The organism is Azospirillum sp. BE72 (assembly GCF_031455875.1).
GTDB lineage: Bacteria > Pseudomonadota > Alphaproteobacteria > Azospirillales > Azospirillaceae > Azospirillum.
Window position 1 is genome coordinate 45,710 of sequence record NZ_JAVDTO010000019.1, and the last position, 17,927, is coordinate 63,636.

General features: G+C 66.9%; 14 protein-coding genes. 7 read left to right on the top strand and 7 right to left on the bottom strand.

Annotation, left to right across the window (positions count from 1 at the left end; genetic code table 11):
* Positions 1 to 46 precede the first annotated feature (46 nt).
* Positions 47 to 1,771 carry a protein kinase domain-containing protein gene (locus J2Y49_RS28390; protein ID WP_310118794.1) on the top strand — a complete coding sequence of 575 codons (1,725 nt, stop codon included), beginning with the start codon at positions 47 to 49 and terminating at the stop codon, positions 1,769 to 1,771.
* A gap of 39 nt (positions 1,772 to 1,810) precedes the next feature.
* On the opposite strand, the gene J2Y49_RS28395 is transcribed toward J2Y49_RS28390, so the two are convergent.
* Positions 1,811 to 1,999 carry a zinc-finger domain-containing protein gene (locus J2Y49_RS28395; RefSeq protein ID WP_149225818.1) on the bottom strand — a complete coding sequence of 63 codons (189 nt, stop codon included), beginning with the start codon at positions 1,997 to 1,999 and terminating at the stop codon, positions 1,811 to 1,813.
* A gap of 179 nt (positions 2,000 to 2,178) precedes the next feature.
* On the opposite strand from J2Y49_RS28395, the gene J2Y49_RS28400 reads away from it, so the two are divergent.
* The 3 genes from J2Y49_RS28400 to J2Y49_RS28410 all read left to right on the top strand — a co-directional run bounded on the left by J2Y49_RS28400 (position 2,179) and on the right by J2Y49_RS28410 (position 4,677).
* On the top strand, positions 2,179 to 3,177 hold the full coding sequence (locus J2Y49_RS28400; RefSeq protein WP_310118797.1) for an ABC transporter ATP-binding protein: 999 nt from the start codon (positions 2,179 to 2,181) through the stop codon (positions 3,175 to 3,177).
* Positions 3,167 to 4,159, top strand: coding sequence for an alpha/beta hydrolase (locus J2Y49_RS28405; RefSeq protein ID WP_310118799.1), 993 nt, complete (start codon positions 3,167 to 3,169; stop codon positions 4,157 to 4,159). The genes J2Y49_RS28400 and J2Y49_RS28405 overlap by 11 nt, the downstream gene beginning before the upstream one ends.
* 269 nt (positions 4,160 to 4,428) lie before the next feature.
* Positions 4,429 to 4,677, top strand: a complete 249-nt coding sequence (locus tag J2Y49_RS28410; RefSeq protein WP_310118800.1) for a hypothetical protein — start codon at positions 4,429 to 4,431, stop codon at positions 4,675 to 4,677.
* 257 nt (positions 4,678 to 4,934) lie between these two features.
* Here J2Y49_RS28410 and J2Y49_RS28415 read toward each other — a convergent pair whose 3' ends face one another.
* The gene (locus J2Y49_RS28415; RefSeq protein WP_310118802.1) at positions 4,935 to 8,255 is read right to left on the bottom strand and encodes a maltotransferase domain-containing protein; all 3,321 of its coding nucleotides are present in this window, start codon (positions 8,253 to 8,255) and stop codon (positions 4,935 to 4,937) included.
* A gap of 212 nt (positions 8,256 to 8,467) precedes the next feature.
* On the opposite strand from J2Y49_RS28415, the gene J2Y49_RS28420 reads away from it, so the two are divergent.
* Positions 8,468 to 9,310: a polyphosphate kinase gene (locus J2Y49_RS28420; RefSeq protein ID WP_310118804.1), complete on the top strand. Its 843-nt coding sequence runs from the start codon at positions 8,468 to 8,470 to the stop codon at positions 9,308 to 9,310.
* Between the two features lie 45 nt (positions 9,311 to 9,355).
* Here J2Y49_RS28420 and J2Y49_RS28425 read toward each other — a convergent pair whose 3' ends face one another.
* Positions 9,356 to 10,093, bottom strand: coding sequence for an aspartate/glutamate racemase family protein (locus tag J2Y49_RS28425; RefSeq protein WP_310118805.1), 738 nt, complete (start codon positions 10,091 to 10,093; stop codon positions 9,356 to 9,358).
* 74 nt (positions 10,094 to 10,167) lie between these two features.
* On the bottom strand, positions 10,168 to 10,368 hold the full coding sequence (locus J2Y49_RS28430) for a hypothetical protein (RefSeq protein WP_310118807.1): 201 nt from the start codon (positions 10,366 to 10,368) through the stop codon (positions 10,168 to 10,170).
* A 322-nt stretch (positions 10,369 to 10,690) separates the two neighbouring features.
* Here J2Y49_RS28430 and J2Y49_RS28435 point away from each other — a divergent pair, with 322 nt between their 5' ends.
* Complete coding sequence (locus J2Y49_RS28435) at positions 10,691 to 12,241, top strand: hypothetical protein (protein WP_310118836.1); 1,551 nt, start codon at positions 10,691 to 10,693, stop codon at positions 12,239 to 12,241.
* A gap of 146 nt (positions 12,242 to 12,387) precedes the next feature.
* Here the strand turns inward: J2Y49_RS28435 and J2Y49_RS28440 are convergent, their stop codons facing one another.
* Complete coding sequence (locus J2Y49_RS28440; protein WP_310118808.1) at positions 12,388 to 12,900, bottom strand: ferritin-like domain-containing protein; 513 nt, start codon at positions 12,898 to 12,900, stop codon at positions 12,388 to 12,390.
* Between the two features lie 315 nt (positions 12,901 to 13,215).
* Between J2Y49_RS28440 and J2Y49_RS28445 the strand changes: the two genes are divergently transcribed.
* Positions 13,216 to 15,525 (top strand): FdhF/YdeP family oxidoreductase, encoded by a 2,310-nt coding sequence (locus J2Y49_RS28445; protein WP_310118809.1) that lies wholly within the window; start codon positions 13,216 to 13,218, stop codon positions 15,523 to 15,525.
* A gap of 30 nt (positions 15,526 to 15,555) precedes the next feature.
* Here J2Y49_RS28445 and J2Y49_RS28450 read toward each other — a convergent pair whose 3' ends face one another.
* The gene (locus J2Y49_RS28450) at positions 15,556 to 16,422 is read right to left on the bottom strand and encodes a DUF533 domain-containing protein (protein WP_310118810.1); all 867 of its coding nucleotides are present in this window, start codon (positions 16,420 to 16,422) and stop codon (positions 15,556 to 15,558) included.
* A gap of 178 nt (positions 16,423 to 16,600) precedes the next feature.
* Positions 16,601 to 17,899 carry a DUF2254 domain-containing protein gene (locus tag J2Y49_RS28455; RefSeq protein WP_310118811.1) on the bottom strand — a complete coding sequence of 433 codons (1,299 nt, stop codon included), beginning with the start codon at positions 17,897 to 17,899 and terminating at the stop codon, positions 16,601 to 16,603.
* Between the last annotated feature and the right edge of the window lie 28 nt (positions 17,900 to 17,927).

The following is a 17,927-nucleotide window of genomic DNA, read 5'->3' on the forward strand; positions in this document are numbered from 1 at the left end:
CCCCGGTCCGGTTCGGGCCGGGGTTTTTCGTGACGGGACCGGCATCGTGAACGAGTTGCGGATCTCCATCGGCCAATGGTCCGACAAGGGGCGGAAGCCGGCCAACCAGGACTTTCACGGCGCCTTGATCCCGGTGGCGCCGCTTCTGGGGATGAAGGGCATCGCCGTGGCGCTGGCCGACGGCATCAGCAGCAGCCCGGTCAGCCACATCGCCAGCGAGTCTGCGGTGAAGAGCTTCCTGACCGACTATTACTGCACGCCGGAAAGCTGGTCGGTGAAGACGGCAGGGCGGCGCGTGCTGGCCGCGACCAACTCCTGGCTGCACGCCCAGAACCGACGCAGCGAATACCGCTACGACCAGGACCGCGGCTATGCCTGCACGCTGAGCGCGCTGGTGCTGAAATCGGCCACGGCGCACCTGTTCCATGTCGGCGATTCCCGCATCTACCGCGTCGCCGGCCGGTCGCTGGAGCAGTTGACCACCGATCACCGGGTGGTCGTCTCGTCTGAGGTCAGCTATCTCGGCAGGGCGATGGGCGTGGCGCCGCATCTGGAGATCGACTACCGCGAGGTGGCGATGGAGCCGGGCGACGTCTTCCTGCTGGCGACCGACGGCGTCTATGAGCATGTCGATGCCGATTTTTTAATCAGCACGATCGCCGCACATTCGGACGATCTCGACCATGCGGCGCGACTCGCGGTGGAGGAGGCGCTGCGCCGCGGCAGTCCGGACAATTTGACGATCCAGATCCTGCGCATCGACGCCGTGCCCGCTCCCGATGCCGGCGACCTGTTCCACCGCCTGTCCGATCTTGCCCTGGCCCCGCTGCTGGAGCCGCGGGCGGAGTTCGAAGGATATCGAATCCTGCGGGAACTACACGCCAGCAGCCGCAGCCACGTCTATCTGGCCCGGGAGGGCGACGGCGGGCCGCCGGTGGTACTGAAGATTCCGGCCATCGACCGGCGCGACGACCGCGCCCATCTGCGCCGCTTCCTGATGGAGGAATGGATCGCCCGTCGGGTGAACAGCCCCCATGTGCTGAAGCCGCCGCCGCAAAGCCGTCCGCGCCGCCATCTTTATGTCGCGACCGAGTATATCGAGGGGCAGACGCTGACCCAGTGGATGCGCGACCACCCCAGCCCCGACCTGCCCACCGTTCGCGCCATCGTCGAGCAGATCGGCAAAGGGCTGCAGGCCTTCCATCGGCTGGAGATGCTGCACCAGGACCTGCGGCCCGACAACGTGATGATCGACCGCACCGGCACCGTGAAGATCGTCGATTTCGGCTCGGTTCTGGTGCCGGGCATTCTGGAGACGATGCCCGATGCCGAACGTGGCGAAATCCTGGGCACCGTGCAGTACACGGCGCCGGAATATTTCCTGGGCGAAGGCGGGACGCCGGCGTCGGATCTCTATGCGCTGGGGGTGATCGCCTACCAGATGCTGACCGGCCGCCTGCCCTATGGCGGCGATGCGGCGACGGCCACCACGCGGGCGCGCCAGCGCAAGCTGGTCTACCGCACCGCCCTGCACGACGAGCGGGACATCCCCGTCTGGCTCGACGGGGTGCTGCGCAAGGCTGTCCATCCGGACCCGGCCAAGCGCTATCAGGAATTGTCGGAGTTCCTGTACGACCTGCGCCACCCGCGCAAGCATGCCGCGGGGGCGCGGCGCCGGCCGCTGATCGAGCGGAACCCGCTGGCATTCTGGCAGGGGCTGTCGGCGCTGCTGGCGCTTGCGGTTCTGGTCCTGCTGGCCGGCCGCCCGTAAACGGGGCGGCCCGGCCGAAGGTCAGTCAGTGCCCTTGGATCAATGACCGTGGGCGACCTTGGCGCCTTCCTTCAGCTTGTAGATGCGCGAGCAGTAGGGGCATTCCACCTGCCCTTCGCGATCCAGCGTCAGGTAGACCAGCGGATGGCCCAGCGCGCCGCCGCCGCCGTCGCATCCGACGGTCGAGGTTTCAACAAGGATCGTCTCGGTCGGCTGCATGGCAGTCATCCTCTGTTTTGACAGGCGCGCCGGTTCACGCCATCGTGGACACGCCCGCTGTCCGGGCCCCCGTTCAGGGTTCCGCGCGCGCGGGCCGGATGATACCCATCGCGCGCCGCGGATCAACGGGGGAAACCACCGGATCGCCGGGCTTTTTCGCCAACCGCAATCATCATGGTTCAGGATCAATGGCCGCGCCCACCGATACCCCCACGCCCGTCTCGCTCCCGGCCAACGCGGTCGAGCTGCGCGGCCTGACCAAGATCTACAAGCCGACCGGAAAGGCCGGGCCGAAGCATGCGCTGAAGGGCATCGACCTCGCCATTCCGCGCGGGTCGCTGTTCGGGCTTCTCGGCCCCAACGGCGCCGGCAAGTCGACGATGATCAACATCCTCGCCGGGCTGGTGAACAAGACCGGCGGCACCGCCAGCATCTGGGGCCACGAGGTGTCGGAACAGCCGCGCCGTGCCCGCGCCTCCATCGGCGTGGTGCCGCAGGAACTGAACATGGACCCCTTCTTCACCCCGCGCGAGATGCTGGAGCTTCAGGCCGGCCTCTACGGTGTGCCGAAGAAGGAGCGCCGGACGGAGGAGTTGCTGGACGCCGTCGGGCTGTCCGACAAGGCTGACGCCCATGCCCGCTCCCTGTCCGGCGGCATGAAGCGCCGGCTGATGGTGGCGAAGGCGATGGTGCACACCCCGCCGGTCCTGATCCTTGACGAGCCGACCGCCGGTGTGGATGTGGAACTGCGCCGCCAGCTCTGGGACTATGTGCGCACGCTGAACAAGTCCGGCACAACCGTGCTGCTGACCACCCACTACCTCCAGGAGGCGGAGGAGCTGTGCGACACCATCGCCATCATCAACCATGGACAGGTGGTGGCCTGCGAGCCGACGACGACGCTGCTGCGCCGTGTCGACAATAAGGCGCTGTGCCTGACGCTGGAGCGTGACCTGACCGCCGCCCCGCCCTCGCTGGAGGGTTACACGGTGGAGTTGCCGGAGCCGCGGCGGATGGTGGTCCGCTATCAGCCCAGCCGCCAGCGCGCGGGCGCCATCCTGTCGGCGCTGGCCGCATCCGGCATCGGGATCATCGATGTCACGACCGAGGAATCGGATCTGGAGGATATATTCCTCCAACTGACGGGTGGTGCGCACAGCAACACAGGGGTAGTCCATGCGGCGTAGCGGATTGGCGGCTGTTCTCGGGTTGGGACTTCTGCTTGGCGGCTGTGCCGCGGATTTCCAGCCGATGGGAGCGGCCGTCGTCCAGCCGCAGTTGAACGACAAGGTGCTGATCGCCGCCGACGGCTTCGAGCTGCCGATGCGCTCCTGGCTTCCGGCCGGCGGCCACGTGCGGGCCGCCGTGGTGGCCCTGCACGGCTACAACGACTATTCCAACGCTTTCGACGGCGCCGGCCGCGAATTCGCTGCGGCCGGCATCGCCACCTACGCCTACGACCAGCGCGGTTTCGGCGCCACCCGCGACCGCGGCGTGTGGGCGGGAACGCCAACCCTGGTCAGCGACGCCGGCACCGCGGTGGAGATGGTGCGCAAGCGCCATCCCGGCGTGCCCGTCTACCTGATGGGCGAAAGCATGGGCGGTGCGGTGGTGCTCACATCCATGACCGGCCCCAACCCGCCCAAGGTCGACGGCACAATCCTTGTGGCTCCCGCGGTCTGGGGCCGGCAGGCCATGGGCTTCTTCCCGCGCGCCGCCCTGTGGGTCACCTACAACCTGGTGCCCGGCATGGTGGTGCACCCGCCGCGCGACCTGAACATCCGTCCGTCCGACAACATCGAGATGCTGCGGGCGCTGGGCCGCGACCCGCTGGTCATCAAGGGGTCGCGCGTCGATGCGCTGGAGGGGCTGACCGACCTGATGGGGGCAGCGCTCGATGCCTGCCGGCAGTTGCAGACCCCGTCGCTGGTTCTCTACGGCGCGCATGAGGAGGTGCTGCCGCCGCGGCCGGTGGAGCGTGCGCTGCAGGACTTCGAAGCCGGCGGCCGGCATGTCGTCGCGGTCTATCCCGATGGCTATCACATGCTGTTGCGCGACCTGAAGGGCGGGCTGGTGGTGAACGACATCGTCGCCTGGATCGGCAACCCGAAGATGCCGCTGGCAAGCGGCGCCGACCGTGCCCCGCGGGCTCTGCTGGCCGCCAAGTGAGGGGATGGGAGACAAGGGTGCGACATGGTGACATGCTCCGATAGAATGGTCGGGCAATCGGCCGCCGCCGCCATGCCTGGGCACCACGGTCAGCGCATTGGAAACGCTAATATTAACTGATCCGCCTATCCGAAGGATGCTCCGGCGCCAGTCGGATTTGCAGCCAAAGGTATAGTACCCGTTAGCACCAAAGCCACTCTGCCCCTTCCGGTGGTTGAGGGATAAGGTACCGCGCAGGCGGACACCGAATGTCCCCGTTGGGAGGAACCATGCACAGCGTCGAATCCCAGGTTACCCCGTCCGGTGCGGCCCGCGCCGCCGGCGCCGCGACGACTGCCCAGACGACCATGACCTCTACCCTGGATGTTCAGGTTATCGCCGACCGTTACGGTTGGACGACCCCGATGGCGCGCTGGTGGATGGCCTTCGCCGCCTCCTCCGTGGGCCACAAGCCGGACACCATGATCGCCTTTCTCGACAAGACCGTTGGCGGCGTGACGATGATCCGCCGCCGCTGATCACTGCGCTGAGTGAATTGAAAAACGGCCCTTCGGGGCCGTTTTTTTGTGCCTGCCTTTATGGTGGAGTTAGACCCCCACCTACCCTCCCCCGCTCTCAGCGGACCTACGGTCCGCCTGCCGCGTCAGCACAAAGCTCTGCTTTGTGCGAGAGCTGGGCGGGGGAGGGAATGCCGCCGCCTTCCTTACCTAAGCACTTGTCCCCTCCCCCGCCCAGCGGGGGAGGGTTAGGGTGGGGGCAAACCGCTCCGGAGGCCTCACACCCCCGGCGGCACGATCCGCCAGATCGCCGCGGGGTTGCGATGGGGATCGAGCCAGACATGCTGGAACTTGCCGATCCAGGTGAAGCGGTGGCCGCTGAACAGATCCTCCACCTGGACATGGGCGCCGTCGGGCAGGCCCAGTTCCCACAGCGGCACTTCGATGGTCCCGCCATGGCCGTTGTGGGGGTCGAGGTTCACCGCGATCAGGATCACATTGTCCTTGGCCGCCGTCATCTTGCCGTAGAGCAGGATGTTGTCGTCGAAGGCATTGTAGAAGCGCAGGTTGGTGAACTGCTGCAGCGCCGGGTTCTCGCGGCGGATGCGGTTGATGGCGGTGACGTAGTCGCGGATGTTGCCGGGCTGGTTCCAGTCCCAGTGCCGGACCTCGTACTTCTCTGAATGGTTGTATTCTTCCTTGCCGGGATAGGCTTCCGCCTCGGACAGCAGGTAGGGGCCGTAGAGGCCGTAGACGCCGGCCAGCGTCGCCGCCAGCACCGCCCGCATCATGTGCGCCGGCCGCCCGCCCTGGGTCAGGATCTTCGGCAGGATGTCGGGGGTGTTGGCGAAGAAGTTGGGGCGCATGTACTCCCGCGATTCACCCTGCGTCAGCTCTGTCAGGTACTCGGTCAGTTCCGGCTTGGTGTTGCGCCAGGTGAAGTAGCTGTAGGACTGGGTGAAGCCGACCTTGGCCAGTCGCTTCATCAGCTTCGGCCGGGTGAAGGCCTCGGCCAGGAACAAGGCGTCGGGGTAGCGGTCCTGCACCTCGCGGATCATCCATTCCCAGAATGGGAAGGGCTTGGTGTGCGGGTTGTCGACACGGAAGATGCGCACCCCCTCCTTGCACCACATCAGCACCACGTCGCGCAGCGCATACCACAGGTCCGGGTAGGACTGGCGGTAGAAGCTGACATTGACGATGTCCTGGTACTTCTTCGGCGGATTCTCAGCATAGCGGATGGTGCCGTCGGGCCGCCAATAGAACCAGTGCGGATGCTCCTTCACCCAGGGGTGATCGGGGGAGCACTGCACGGCGAAATCCAGCGCGATCTCGATGCCATGGCGCTTGGCCTCGCGCACCAGCCGGCGGAAGCTGTCGAAATCGCCGATCATCGGGTCGATGGCGTCGTGCCCGCCCTCCTCGGCGCCGATGGCATAGGGTACGCCGGGGTCGTCCGGGGCGGGATTCAGCGTGTTGTTCCTGCCCTTGCGGAAGGCGCGGCCGATGGGGTGGATCGGTGGGAAATACAGCACGTCGAAGCCCATGTCGCGCACCATGGGCAGCAGAGTCACAACGTCGTCGAAGGTCCCCGGACGCGACGGGTCGGGCGAGGCGGAGCGCGGGAAGATCTCGAACCACGCCGAATAGGCGCCGGCGGTGCGGTCGACATAGACCTCCAGCTCGCGCACATAGCGCGACTTGTACTGCCGCTCCCCATAGAGCGCCATCACGCGACGCGGCTCGTCCGACAGGGCGTAGTCGATGGCCTCGCGGCCGGCGAGCGACTGCATCCGCTCGATGACGGCCTCAAGCGCGGCCCGCCCGTCACCATGGTTCAGGTCCAGCGCCTGTTCGACGAAGCGGCGGCCCTCCACCAGTTCCAGATCGACGACCATGCCGGCATCGACCTTCTTCTTGAAGTCGGCGCGCCAGCTTTCCCAGACGTCGCGCCAGGCTTCGATGCTGTAGGTGTAGCGGGCGTTGCGCGTCAGCGGCACGCGTCCGACCCAGCGGTCGTTCTCGTGCAGGCGCATCGGCGCCTCGCTCCACGCGTCGTCGCCGTCCGCCTTGTACATGACCGACGCGGCGAGCACGAAGGTGCCGTCGGTGTAGATGTCGGCCCACACCTCCATCAGGTCGCCGACCGCCCGCTTGATGGGGAAGCGGCCGCCGTCGAGTTCCGGATAGACGTTCTCGATGGTCATGCGGCCGGCGGCGATGGAATCCATCCACTCCCGCTCTTCCACGTCGTGGAGTTCGACCGGGTGGCTGCGGGCGGCGCGGGCGCGGAAGACGCGCAGTTCCATAGGGCGCAGCATCATCGGCGCGCCGGGTTCCATCGGCAGCGGTTCGGCCTCCGGGGTCACATCCTCGAACGCCTCGTAGATGCCGCCGGTGGCGGCCAGGATGGGGCCGACGTCCAGCGTATGCGGCCGGTTCTCATCCGGGTTCAGCACCAGAATGGCGCAGCCGTCGGGCTGGTCGAGCGCGGCGCCGTCCACCTGCCGGATCAGCCCCAGCACCGGGCTGTGGGGCGAGGTGACGCGACGCTGCGGACCCTCGACGTTCAGGGCCGGGGTGGCGGCCTTCATGGCATTGACGGCACCGATGAAACCGGTCAGGTCAAGCTTCGGCTGCTCCCAGTCGGCGGGGCTGGTCCGCACCACGTCCAGCTTGCGGGTGAAGCCGTATTCGTAGCCGACCGGCATCAGCACGCCGGTGGAGAAGCTGGCGGCGAACAGGTAGTGCATCTTCATCTGGGCGGCGAGCCGCACCGAATCCTGGCTGCCGACCTCTGCCGCCAGACGGTCGGTGTCGTGGCTTTCCGGGAAGGCGATGGACGGCGCGATCCAGCGGAACTCGTCATACTGGTCCAGCAGCCAGTCGGCCTTGAAGTCCCACCATTTGGCACTGTTGAACAGGAAATCGAAGCCGGCACCGCACAGCTCGCGCACCTGTTCCACCGTGCAGCCCAGCGTCTCGGCGAAGAACTTCACCTCCGGGTCCACGGCGTGGGCGGCGTCGATCAGGCTCTTCCACACCTCCGCCGGGACCTGATAGGCGGCGTCGCAGCGGAAGCCCTTCACGCCCAGCCCGATGTAATGGCGCAGATAGTCCGACCAGTAGCCGATCAGCCCCGCCCGGGCCTCCGCCCGGTCGTAATCCAGCGAGGCGAGGTCGCCCCACACCGTGACATGGGCGGTGTTGTTGGGATCGACCGCGCCCGGACGGTGCAGGTCGCCATCCGCGTCGCGCTTGTACCAGTCCGGATGGCGGTCGACCAGCAGCGCATCGCGCGAGGTGTGGTTGATGACGAAATCCATCATCACCGACTGGCCATGCGCCCCGGCCTCCGCCGTGAAGCGGCGCAGCAGTTCGTCGTCGCTTTCATGCGATCCGCCGCGCAGCGCGTCGTGCAGCCGATAGGGGTCCTTGACGGCATAGAGGCTGCCGGAGAATCCCGGCTGGTGGATCGGGTTCAGGAAGATCCAGTCGAATCCCATCCCCTGGATCCGCGGCAGGTGCCCGGCCCAATCGCGCACGGGACCAGCCAGGGTCGGAAACAGGTTGTAGATGCGCGGTCCGGCGATGCTCATGGAACCCCCTTACTTGGCCTGCTTCTCCGTTGACAGCCCGCCGGTCCCGTTGTGGGATCAACCGTACGGGTTGTACTCCTCTCCCCAGCGGAGGCACCCGGACCGGCGCCACGGCCGGCACCTGCCCCCGCCGGTCAACCCGGCGGGGCGGTGAAGGTTCCGCCCGCCGCGCGCGACACACCAACCGAACCTACCAGAACAGGATGCCCCGCATGGCCGAGAAGCCCGGCAAGGTCGCGAAGATCCGCCTCGGTAAACTGGACCAGAACACGACGCGGTACGACAGCGCGGAGGAATACGACCGCCGACTCGGCAAGCTGCAGAAGGAGCTGCTGCGCATCCAGCAGACCTACTGGCATGAAAAGCGCCGCGCCATCGTGGTGTTCGAAGGCTGGGATGCTGCCGGCAAGGGCGGGGCAATTCGCCGCATGACCGAGCCGCTCGACCCCCGCGGCTTCCATGTCTGGCCGATCTCCGCCCCCACGGCGGACGAGCAGAGCAAGCACTACCTCTACCGCTTCTGGACCAAGCTGCCGGGCGCTGGCACCTTCGCCATCTTCGACCGCTCCTGGTACGGCCGCGTCCTGGTGGAGCGGGTGGAGAAATTCGCGACCAAGGACCAGTGGAAGCGCGCATATGACGAGATCAACGAGTTCGAACGGCTGCTGACCGACGACGGCGTGCGCATCGTCAAGCTGTTCCTGCACATCACCCCGGAAGAACAGCTGGAGCGCTTCCGCGAGCGGATGAAGAACCCCTACAAGCGCTGGAAGCTGACGGAGGAGGACCTGCGCAACCGCGCCAAATGGGACGATTACGTCAAGGCAACGGAGGCGATGTTCGATCGCACCTCCACCCCCCACGCGCCCTGGCATGCGGTGGAGGCGAACTCCAAATGGTACGCCCGCATCAAGGTACTCGAAACGGTCACCGCCGCCCTGAGGGAGGGCGTCAACATCGCCCCGCCCCCCGTCGACGGCAACGTCGCCAGGATGGCCGCGGAGGTCCTGGGCATCCATCCCGACCTTGCGGGCGTGGGCGGGCAGAACGAATAACATGCCGAACGGGTAGCCGTCCGGATGGCGCGGAGGACGCTGGCTTTAGATGTTGGAAAGAGCCAGCTCCACCGCGGCCTCGGCGTGGATGGCCGTGGTGTCGTAGAGCGGCACCGGGCTGTCTTCCGGACGGACCAGCAGCATGATCTCCGTGCAGCCGAGAATCACCGCCTCCGCCCCACGCTCGACGAGCCGTGCAATCACGCCGCGGTAGGCCTCCCGCGATGCCTCATCGATACGGCCCTGGACCAGTTCGTCGTAGATCACCCGGTGCACGGTGGCGCGGTCCGCATCGTCGGGGACCAGAACCTCCAGCCCATGCTTCTGCACGAGGCGCCCCTTGTAGAAGTCCTGTTCCATGGTGAAGGCGGTGCCCAGCAGGCCGACGCGCCGCAAACCGGCGGCGCGGATGCGCTCCGCGGTGGGGTCCGCGATGTGCAACAATGGCAGGCCGATGGCCGCCTGCACCTGATCGGCCATGCGGTGCATGGTGTTGGTGCAAATGACGACGAAGTCGGCCCCTCCCCGCTCCAGGCGCCGGGCGGCATCGATCATCAGGGCCGTCGCGTCCTCCCAGCGGCCTGCGTGCTGAAGCGCCTCGATCTCGGCGAAGTCGAAGGACCACATCAGGCAGCGAGCGGAGTGCAGCCCGCCCAGTCGGTCGCGCACCCGCTCGTTGATGATCCGGTAATATTCGGCCGAGCTTTCCCAGCTCATGCCTCCGATGAGGCCGATGACCTTCTGCGACACGCTGTTCCGCTCCGCAACCGACGAGGATTCCATCGGACGATGCCTGCGACGGAGGGGGGTTGCAACAGGCCGATGGAAAGTCTTGCGGACCGTCGCCGACCCTGCGGTCAGTAGGCGCCCAGCGAACGGGCAATGGCGGTGAACTCCTCCGCCACCCAGCCTTCGCGCTTTATCAGGTATCCCATCAGCTGCTTCAGCGCCGCCTCGCAAGCCTCCGCACGCTCGGCGTCGGACAGGCCGGTGCCGGTAAGACGGGCGACGGCGTCATCCACGACCTGTTGGGCCTTGCTGGAGTCGGCTTGGCTCATGACGGGAAACAACCTGAGGGTGGTGTCGGCGATTTGCTGCGGGACCATGGGGGGCCGCCTTCATGCTGGACGCGTTGCCTGTCCGGATAATGGGCTCACAACCAATGGGCGGGAAGACGCGATTTAGCCCTTAAATGAAATAAATTTACACAGCATTTGATACAACTCGTTTCAATGTCGATCCGCAGGTGCCGAACGGTCGCGACGTACACCGCGCGGCGGCGATCCGACACAGCTCGACAGAATATGTCACCACATATCAGTAGCAATAATCACTGCTTGTACCTAAAATTGCGTCGATTCAGCAGCGCCCGTGAACGCCATGGCCGGCCGCCCCAACCGCAGCGCCTCCCTTCAGACCGTCCCGCTTCACGCTGCCGAACCCGATCCGGCGGCCGTCAGCCTCGACAAGGTCAAGGCGATCCTGGCCCCGCTCGATCGCGCGCAGAAATCCAAGCTGTTCGAACTGGTGCAGGCCGGGCATCTGGAAGACGACCAGATGACGGTGGAGGTCGGCCGCCTGATCGTCGCCATGCTGAACGGCCCGCGCACCGAACATGCCCGCCGCATCTGGACCGGATGGTTCGACCCGGTGATGCTGCGCACCGATGCGCTGATGCTGGCGGAAACACGGCCGCCCGGCTGCATGCATGTGGTGGATGCCAGCGCCTGGTGGTTCGCCCTGCTGCCGCACCTGCGCGAGTTGGCCGGCCGGGTGCAGACCGACATCGCCGCGCGTGCCAGCGAGCATCCGCTCGATGCCGTCCTCGCCTCGCCTGCCGCGGCCGAATGGGCGGAGGAGCTACGCGTCCGCTCGCTTGCGATCCTGCGCCAGCGCGGCGGGGCCGGCACGCTGCTGGCGACCGCGAATGCCGAGCGGATCACCCTGCTGCGCAAGCGCGGCCTGACCAGCGTGGCGCCGCTGTCGATGGGCGATCTGGCGATGCTGGACGCGATGCTGGAGCACGCGCCGCTGTGGCGCGGCGCGGTACGCCCGCGCGACACCATCGGCATGCTTCACGCCGTGTCGGAGATGGCACAGCATGGCGGAACGCCGGATGGCGCCCTGTTCTACGCCCTGTCCCTGGTGAACGGGTCGCGCGATCCCGATCAGGCGCTGGCGCTCTACGGCCTGTTCCCGAACTCGCCCCTGGTGGAGGCGGCGGTGGGCCATGTCCAGTTCGCCTGGCAATGCCTGCGCCAGAAGCTGGAGGATCTCCATCTCGGCCGCCCTGCCCCGCCGCAGCTGACCGCGGGCGAGACGGTGGACCGCCTTCAGGACCGCGCCTTCCGCTGGTACGATGCGCTGCAGAGTTTCGGGGTGGAGCGCGGCGGCCGGAACTGGGCCGCGGTGTCGGCCGCCGTCGGCCGCGTCACCGGGCTGGTGGAGGGAGAGGTGGTGCCGGTGCTGAGCCATCGCCTGCTGACCCTCAACGCCAGCGCGTCGGCCCATCCGTTGGTCGAGCCGGTGCGGTTCATCAACGGCTTCAATCACCGGCTGCGCCGCCGCGGCATCGCCGCCTCGACCAACCCCTGGCTGACCGCCATCGGCGAACATCTGGCCGGCCTGTTCCGCCAGATCGGCAGCTATGGGCGCGACGACGCGCTGTCCGCCATGGCCGAACTGTGCGAACTGGCGGAGGAGACCGGCTACCCCATCGAGATCACCGCCATCGACAAGACCCTGCTGGCCATCGTCGAGCGGGCGTTGCGTGACGGGCGCGAACTCAATGCCGGGGAAAACCGGCTGATCGAGCGCGTGGTGACGGTCGCGACGGAAGAGCGGCGCAAATGCCGCTGGTGGGTGTCGGGCGAACTGGTCAGCCTGCTGGACGCCGCCCAACAGCGCGGAATCGGTCCCGCCGCATCCTAGAGTGCGATCAGTTCAGACGGAATCGTCTGAAGCGTGAATCGAGCGGAAAATCAAAAGGCTAGAGTCCGTCAGATGCTTCAATAAGCATCTGACGGACTCTAAGGGGACGCGCTGATCTGCAAATAGGGGCACCGGCACCCGGCTGCTCAGCGCTTGGCTTCGGCGGGCGCCCCGGCTTCCTGGCGCGTCAGGAAGGTTTCGGTGACCTGCGGCAGGCGCTGCTCCAGCCAGGAGGCCATCTCCATCTCCTCGTCCAGGCTTTGCTGGAGCGTGCGGGCGATCTCCGGCTCGCCGGCCCGGTTGGCGGCGGCGATCAGGGCGCGGTAGTTGGCGATCTCGAAATGCTCGAAGGCATAGTTGAAGATTCCGGCCTTCACGATCTCGTCGTCGGCGAACACGCCCGACAGCGACTGCGCATTGCCGATCAGCATGCCGACCCCTGTCTTGATCGAGGAGGTGCTGCTGCCGAGCGACTGCAGGCACTGGCTCAGCCGTTCCGCCTGACGGTTGGAAACCTCGATGTGCTCCTGGGCCTTCGCCAGCATCTCCGGATAGTTCTTGATGCGGTCGACCTGACGCTCAAGCATCTCGACCGCCTGGCTTTCCATGGCGTGGGCGTCGCGCAGCCACGCGATCAGGTTGTCTTTGGCGTTGGGCATGGATGGCTCTCCACTGACCTGAGGATTTTTCCCGGGGGCTCTTCCCTGGAGGCCACCGCGACCATTACGGGGGCCTGTCCCCCTTCCCAACAGGACCGGACCGGCTCCATTACGCCCGCCCCCCGTTCAACGGGGCGGATATGCCATCAGGGTAGCGTGGGCTTCGGGGGTGCGGAGGCTCCATCCGACCGGCGGTACGGCGGAACCTGTCGCCATCCGGCCGGTTGGATTTAGCCGGAAGGCCGGCGGCCACGCCGCGTCCAGAAGATCATGCCCGGCCTGACCTAAAGACCAATCCGCTGAAAGACCCGCGCCATGAGCATCGACGGACTGTCGGACGACGAGAACACCCCGCATTACGACGCGCCCGCCGGCGGCTGGGGTTCGGTCGGCTCCATGGCCCGGATCATGGGAGAGGAGCGGCCGAGCCCCGCCGTGCTCGATACGCTGCGCCGGCAGAACAAGTCCGGCGGCTTCATGTGCGTATCCTGCGCCTGGGGCAAACCGGCCAAGCCGCACACCTTCGAGTTCTGCGAGAACGGCGCCAAGGCGACGATCTGGGAGCTGACCAGCCGGCGCTGCACGCCGGACTTCTTCGCCCAACATTCGGTCAGCGCGCTGAAGGGCTGGAAGGACTACGATCTGGAACAGCAGGGGCGGCTGACCCACCCCATGCGCTACGACCGCGCCACCGACCGCTATGTGCCCTGCAGCTGGGGGGAAGCCTTCACCGCCATCGGCACCGAACTGCGCGCCATGAATCCGGAGCAGGCGGTCTTCTACGCCTCCGGCCGCGCCAGCCTTGAGACCTCCTACCTCTACGCGCTGTTCGCGCGGCTTTACGGGCACAACAATCTGCCCGACAGCTCCAACATGTGCCACGAGACGACCTCGGTCGGCCTGAAGAAGGTCATCGGATCGCCGGTCGGCACCTGCGTGCTGGACGATTTCGACAGCTGCGACGCCATCTTCTTCTTCGGCCAGAACACCGGTTCCAACAGCCCGCGCCTTCTCCACCCGCTGCAGCAGGCGGTAAAGCGCGGCGCGAAGATCGTCACCTTCAACCCCGTGCGGGAGAAGGGCCTGGAGACCTTCCGCAATCCGCAGAGCCCGCTGGAGATGCTGACCGGCAAGGACACGCAGATCTCGACGCTCTATTTCCAGGTCAAGGCTGGCGGCGACATCGCCGCGATCACCGGCCTTATCAAGCATGTGCTGGCGGCCGAGGATGCGCGCTGGTCCAGCCAGAAGCGGCATGTCATCGACCCCGACTTCATCGCCCAGCACACCGTCGGCTTCGACGAGATGAAGGCGCGGGTGGAGGCCGTCGGCTGGGACGAGATCGAACGGGAATCCGGCCTGACCCGCGAAGACCTGAAGCAGGCCGCCGACATCTACATCGAGGCGGACCGCTCCATCGCCATGTACGGCATGGGCCTGACCCAGCATGTGCGCGGCTCCGAAACGCTCGCCGCGCTGGTGAACCTGTGGTTGCTGAAGGGCAACATCGGGCGGGACGGCACCGGCGTCTCACCGGTCCGCGGCCATTCCAACGTCCAGGGCCAGCGCACCGTCGGCATCTCCGAAAAGCCGGAGCTGGTGCCGCTCGACCGGCTGGCCGAACAATTCGGTTTCGAGCCGCCGCGCAAGGAGGGGCTGAACACCGTCAGGGCCTGCGAGAAGATCCTGTCGGGCGAGGTCAAGGCCTTCATCGGACTGGGCGGCAACTTCGTCCGCGCCATTCCGGAGCGCGACCGGATGGAGGCGGCATGGTCCCGCATGCGCCTGACCGTCCAGATCGCGACCAAGCTGAACCGCAGCCACCTGATCAACGGCGAGGTCGCCTTTCTGCTGCCCTGCCTCGGCCGCTCGGAAGAGGATTTGCAGGAAAGCGGCGCCCAGGCGGTGACGATGGAGGACAGCCTGAGCTGCATCCACGGTTCGCTCGGCAACAACACGCCGGCCAGCCCCGACCTGAAATCGGAGGTCGCCATCGTCGCCGGCATGGCCAAGGCGACCCTGCCGCCGAACCCGAAGGTCAAATGGGACGAATGGGTGGCCGACTATCGCCGCATCCGTGCCCTGATTGAAGAGACCTATCCCGACCAGTTCCACCGCTTCAACGAACGGGTTTTCACGCCGGGCGGCTTCTACCGCGGCAATCCCGCGCGCGAACGGATCTGGAAGACCCCGTCGGGCAAGGCCCACTTCACCCCGCCGGGGCACCTGCGCGCGATCGGGTTCGAAGACGCGCCGGGCCGCTTCCGGCTGATCACCATGCGATCCAACGACCAGTTCAACACCACGATCTACGGCTATTCGGACCGGCTGCGCGGGATCGAGGGCACGCGCGACGTGCTGCTGATGAACCCGGCCGACATCGCCGCCGCCGGTTTGTGGGAGGGGCAGGTGGTCGGGCTTGCCGGCGATGCCGGCGACGGCGTCGACCGGCGGGTGAACGGGCTGACTGTCACGCCCTTCCGTCTGCCGCGCGGCTGCGTCGGCTCCTACTATCCGGAGATGAACCCGCTGATCCCGCTCTGGTACCATGACGAGGCCTCGGAGACCCCCGCCGCCAAGGGCGTTCCGGTGCGCATCGTCACCGACCCGCCGGCACACCCCTGACGGCCCCCCTTTCGACGGACCACGCGCGGGTCACACCATCGAATCCAGCTCCCGCCGTCGGGAGTCCGACAGGCCGAGACGGGCGGCGAGGTAGGCCAGATACTGGCGGTCGACCTCGCTGCCGCCGCGCACCGCCAGTTCTGAGGCGAGATAGACCTGCTCCGCCGTGTCGGGGTCGCGCACCTCGCGGACGATGTCGTCCATCGGGCGCGGGGACCGCAACTCCGCCTCGACGATCCGCCGATCTTCCGGATCCGCCTGGGCGGCGTCCAGGCTGTCGAGGATGCGGCGCTGTTCATCGGGCGATATCCGGCCATCCGCATTCGCCGCGGCGATCATGGCACGGATCAGCAGAAGCGCCTTGGCGTCGCCCAGATCGGGCTCCGGCGCACCGCCGCGCAGAACCCCGGCCAGACGATCGCCGAGACCACCCGCCGCACCACCGCCCAGGACGCTGCCGCCCATGGACCCTCCTCCCATCGCACCACCGCCCAAGGCGCCGCCAAACACGCCACCCAGCCCCAACCGGCCGAGGATGCCCCCCAGCGGACCGCTGGCAGCGGGAGGAGGAGGCCGCGATCCGGTCGGCGCCGGCTTCTGGCTGTCCTGATAAGCGCGGTAGGCGAGATAAGCCAGCGAGGCGAGCCCCGCCTTCTGAAGCAGCCCCGAACCATGGCCGCCCGCCAGTCCGCCGGCCAGCCCGCCCATCCCTGCGGCCGGTCCATGGGGAATTCCATGCGGACCACCATAGCCGTGGCCGTAGAAGTGCTTCTTTTTCTTCTTGCCCTTCTTGCCGAGGAGCAGAGGCATCGCAGCGGCAAAGGCCGGCCCCCGGCCCGTGCGGCCGGCAAGCCCGTTGGCCAGGATGACGCCGAGGACTTTGCTCAGATTGCTCATCGTTCCCTTCCTCGCTGGGGTTCAAGGGCTGACGCAGGAAAGACCAAGCCCGACCAAGGCCGGGAGCCCCAGCCGGGAGCCCCGGCCGGGAGCCGTAGACATGGGGTCATTCCAGGCCAATGAAACCCACCGCCTCTCAAGAATGATGAGTTGCCCCCTCCAGTGCGGCCCGACCCGATCAACGACCGACCTGTGCGGTCAGACTCTCCCGGGCGTTGCGGCAGCGGGCGAACAGCGCTTCGCGGTCACGGTCGAGGAAGTCGGCGCGCTTCCCTTCCATCTCGATCAGGGTGATCTGATCCAGCAAAGGCCGCCTTCGCGCATCGTCGCAAGCGTAGGGCGCAAGGGCTGCGAGGGCTTCCGTCATCCGGATCAGCACGGCCGGCATTCCGGCTCCCGCCTGACGGAGCTGGTCGAAGGCAGCGCGCACCAGACCATCATGGTTCGTCACGTCGCGGACCACCCGCACGCGCTGCCGGGCATCGCGGAGCATCGCGGCCTCCAACGGCCGGTCGAAGATGCGCGACAAGGCGGAGGACAGCATGTCGATCACGGTCAGGGCCGTATAGACGTCGTTGATGCCCGGCGACAGGGCACGCAGAGCCATTTCCACCAGCTGGCGGATGCCATATTCCAGGTCCTGGGTCGGTGTCCGTTCCGTGCCGATGATGAAGGCTTTCTCCAAAGCCTCACGCAGCGCGTCGCTGCAGGCGTCGGGCGGGTGAACAGCGACATGGCATCCGCGCGCAAGCACGAAACGCCCGGGCCGCACGTCGAGCCAGATGACCGCATCGGCGTCGCAGGCGATGCGCACCAACATGTCGAAATCGGCCGCCTGTATGTATCCGTCGCGCCCGAACCCGATGCGCGCCGCATCGGCCGGCGCCGGTGGAGGCATCTCGGGCGTCCCCTCCTCCGGCAACAGCAGATCGATGGATGCCCGCAGCTGGTGGGAAACGTCGCGCACGGCGTTGTCGTACATGATCGACCGCGCCAGCTTGTGCACGAAGAACAGCAGGACGAACAGGCACAGGGCCGACAGGGCCGTGCCGACGCTGATCGCGAAATGGGGAATTGCGTTGTCGGAGGGGGCGCCGATGCTGCGGAAAACCACCAGGAGGTAGAGGATCGTCGCGACGAACAGTCCAAGCACCGTCTGGGTCTGGGGATCGCCGATGAAGTTCCGCACCAGGCGTGGGCCCAGCTGTCCGGCGGCCAGGGTCAGCACCACGACGGTGATGGAGACCACCAGCGACGTCATGGTGATGATGCCCGACAGCAGCGCCCCCAGCAGCTGGCGTGCACTTTCGGGGTCGCCGCTGTAGATCAGCCACAGCTCGGCCGCCCCGTCGGGCAGCACCTCGCCTTCGGTGACGAGAAGGACGGCCAGCGCCGTCGCCGCGATGCTCATCAGCAGAGGCACGAACCACAGGCTTTCGCGCAGGAACATCCAGTAGTAGCGCAGGCGGCCCTTCAATCGATTCACCCCAGCGGAAGCGGAACGA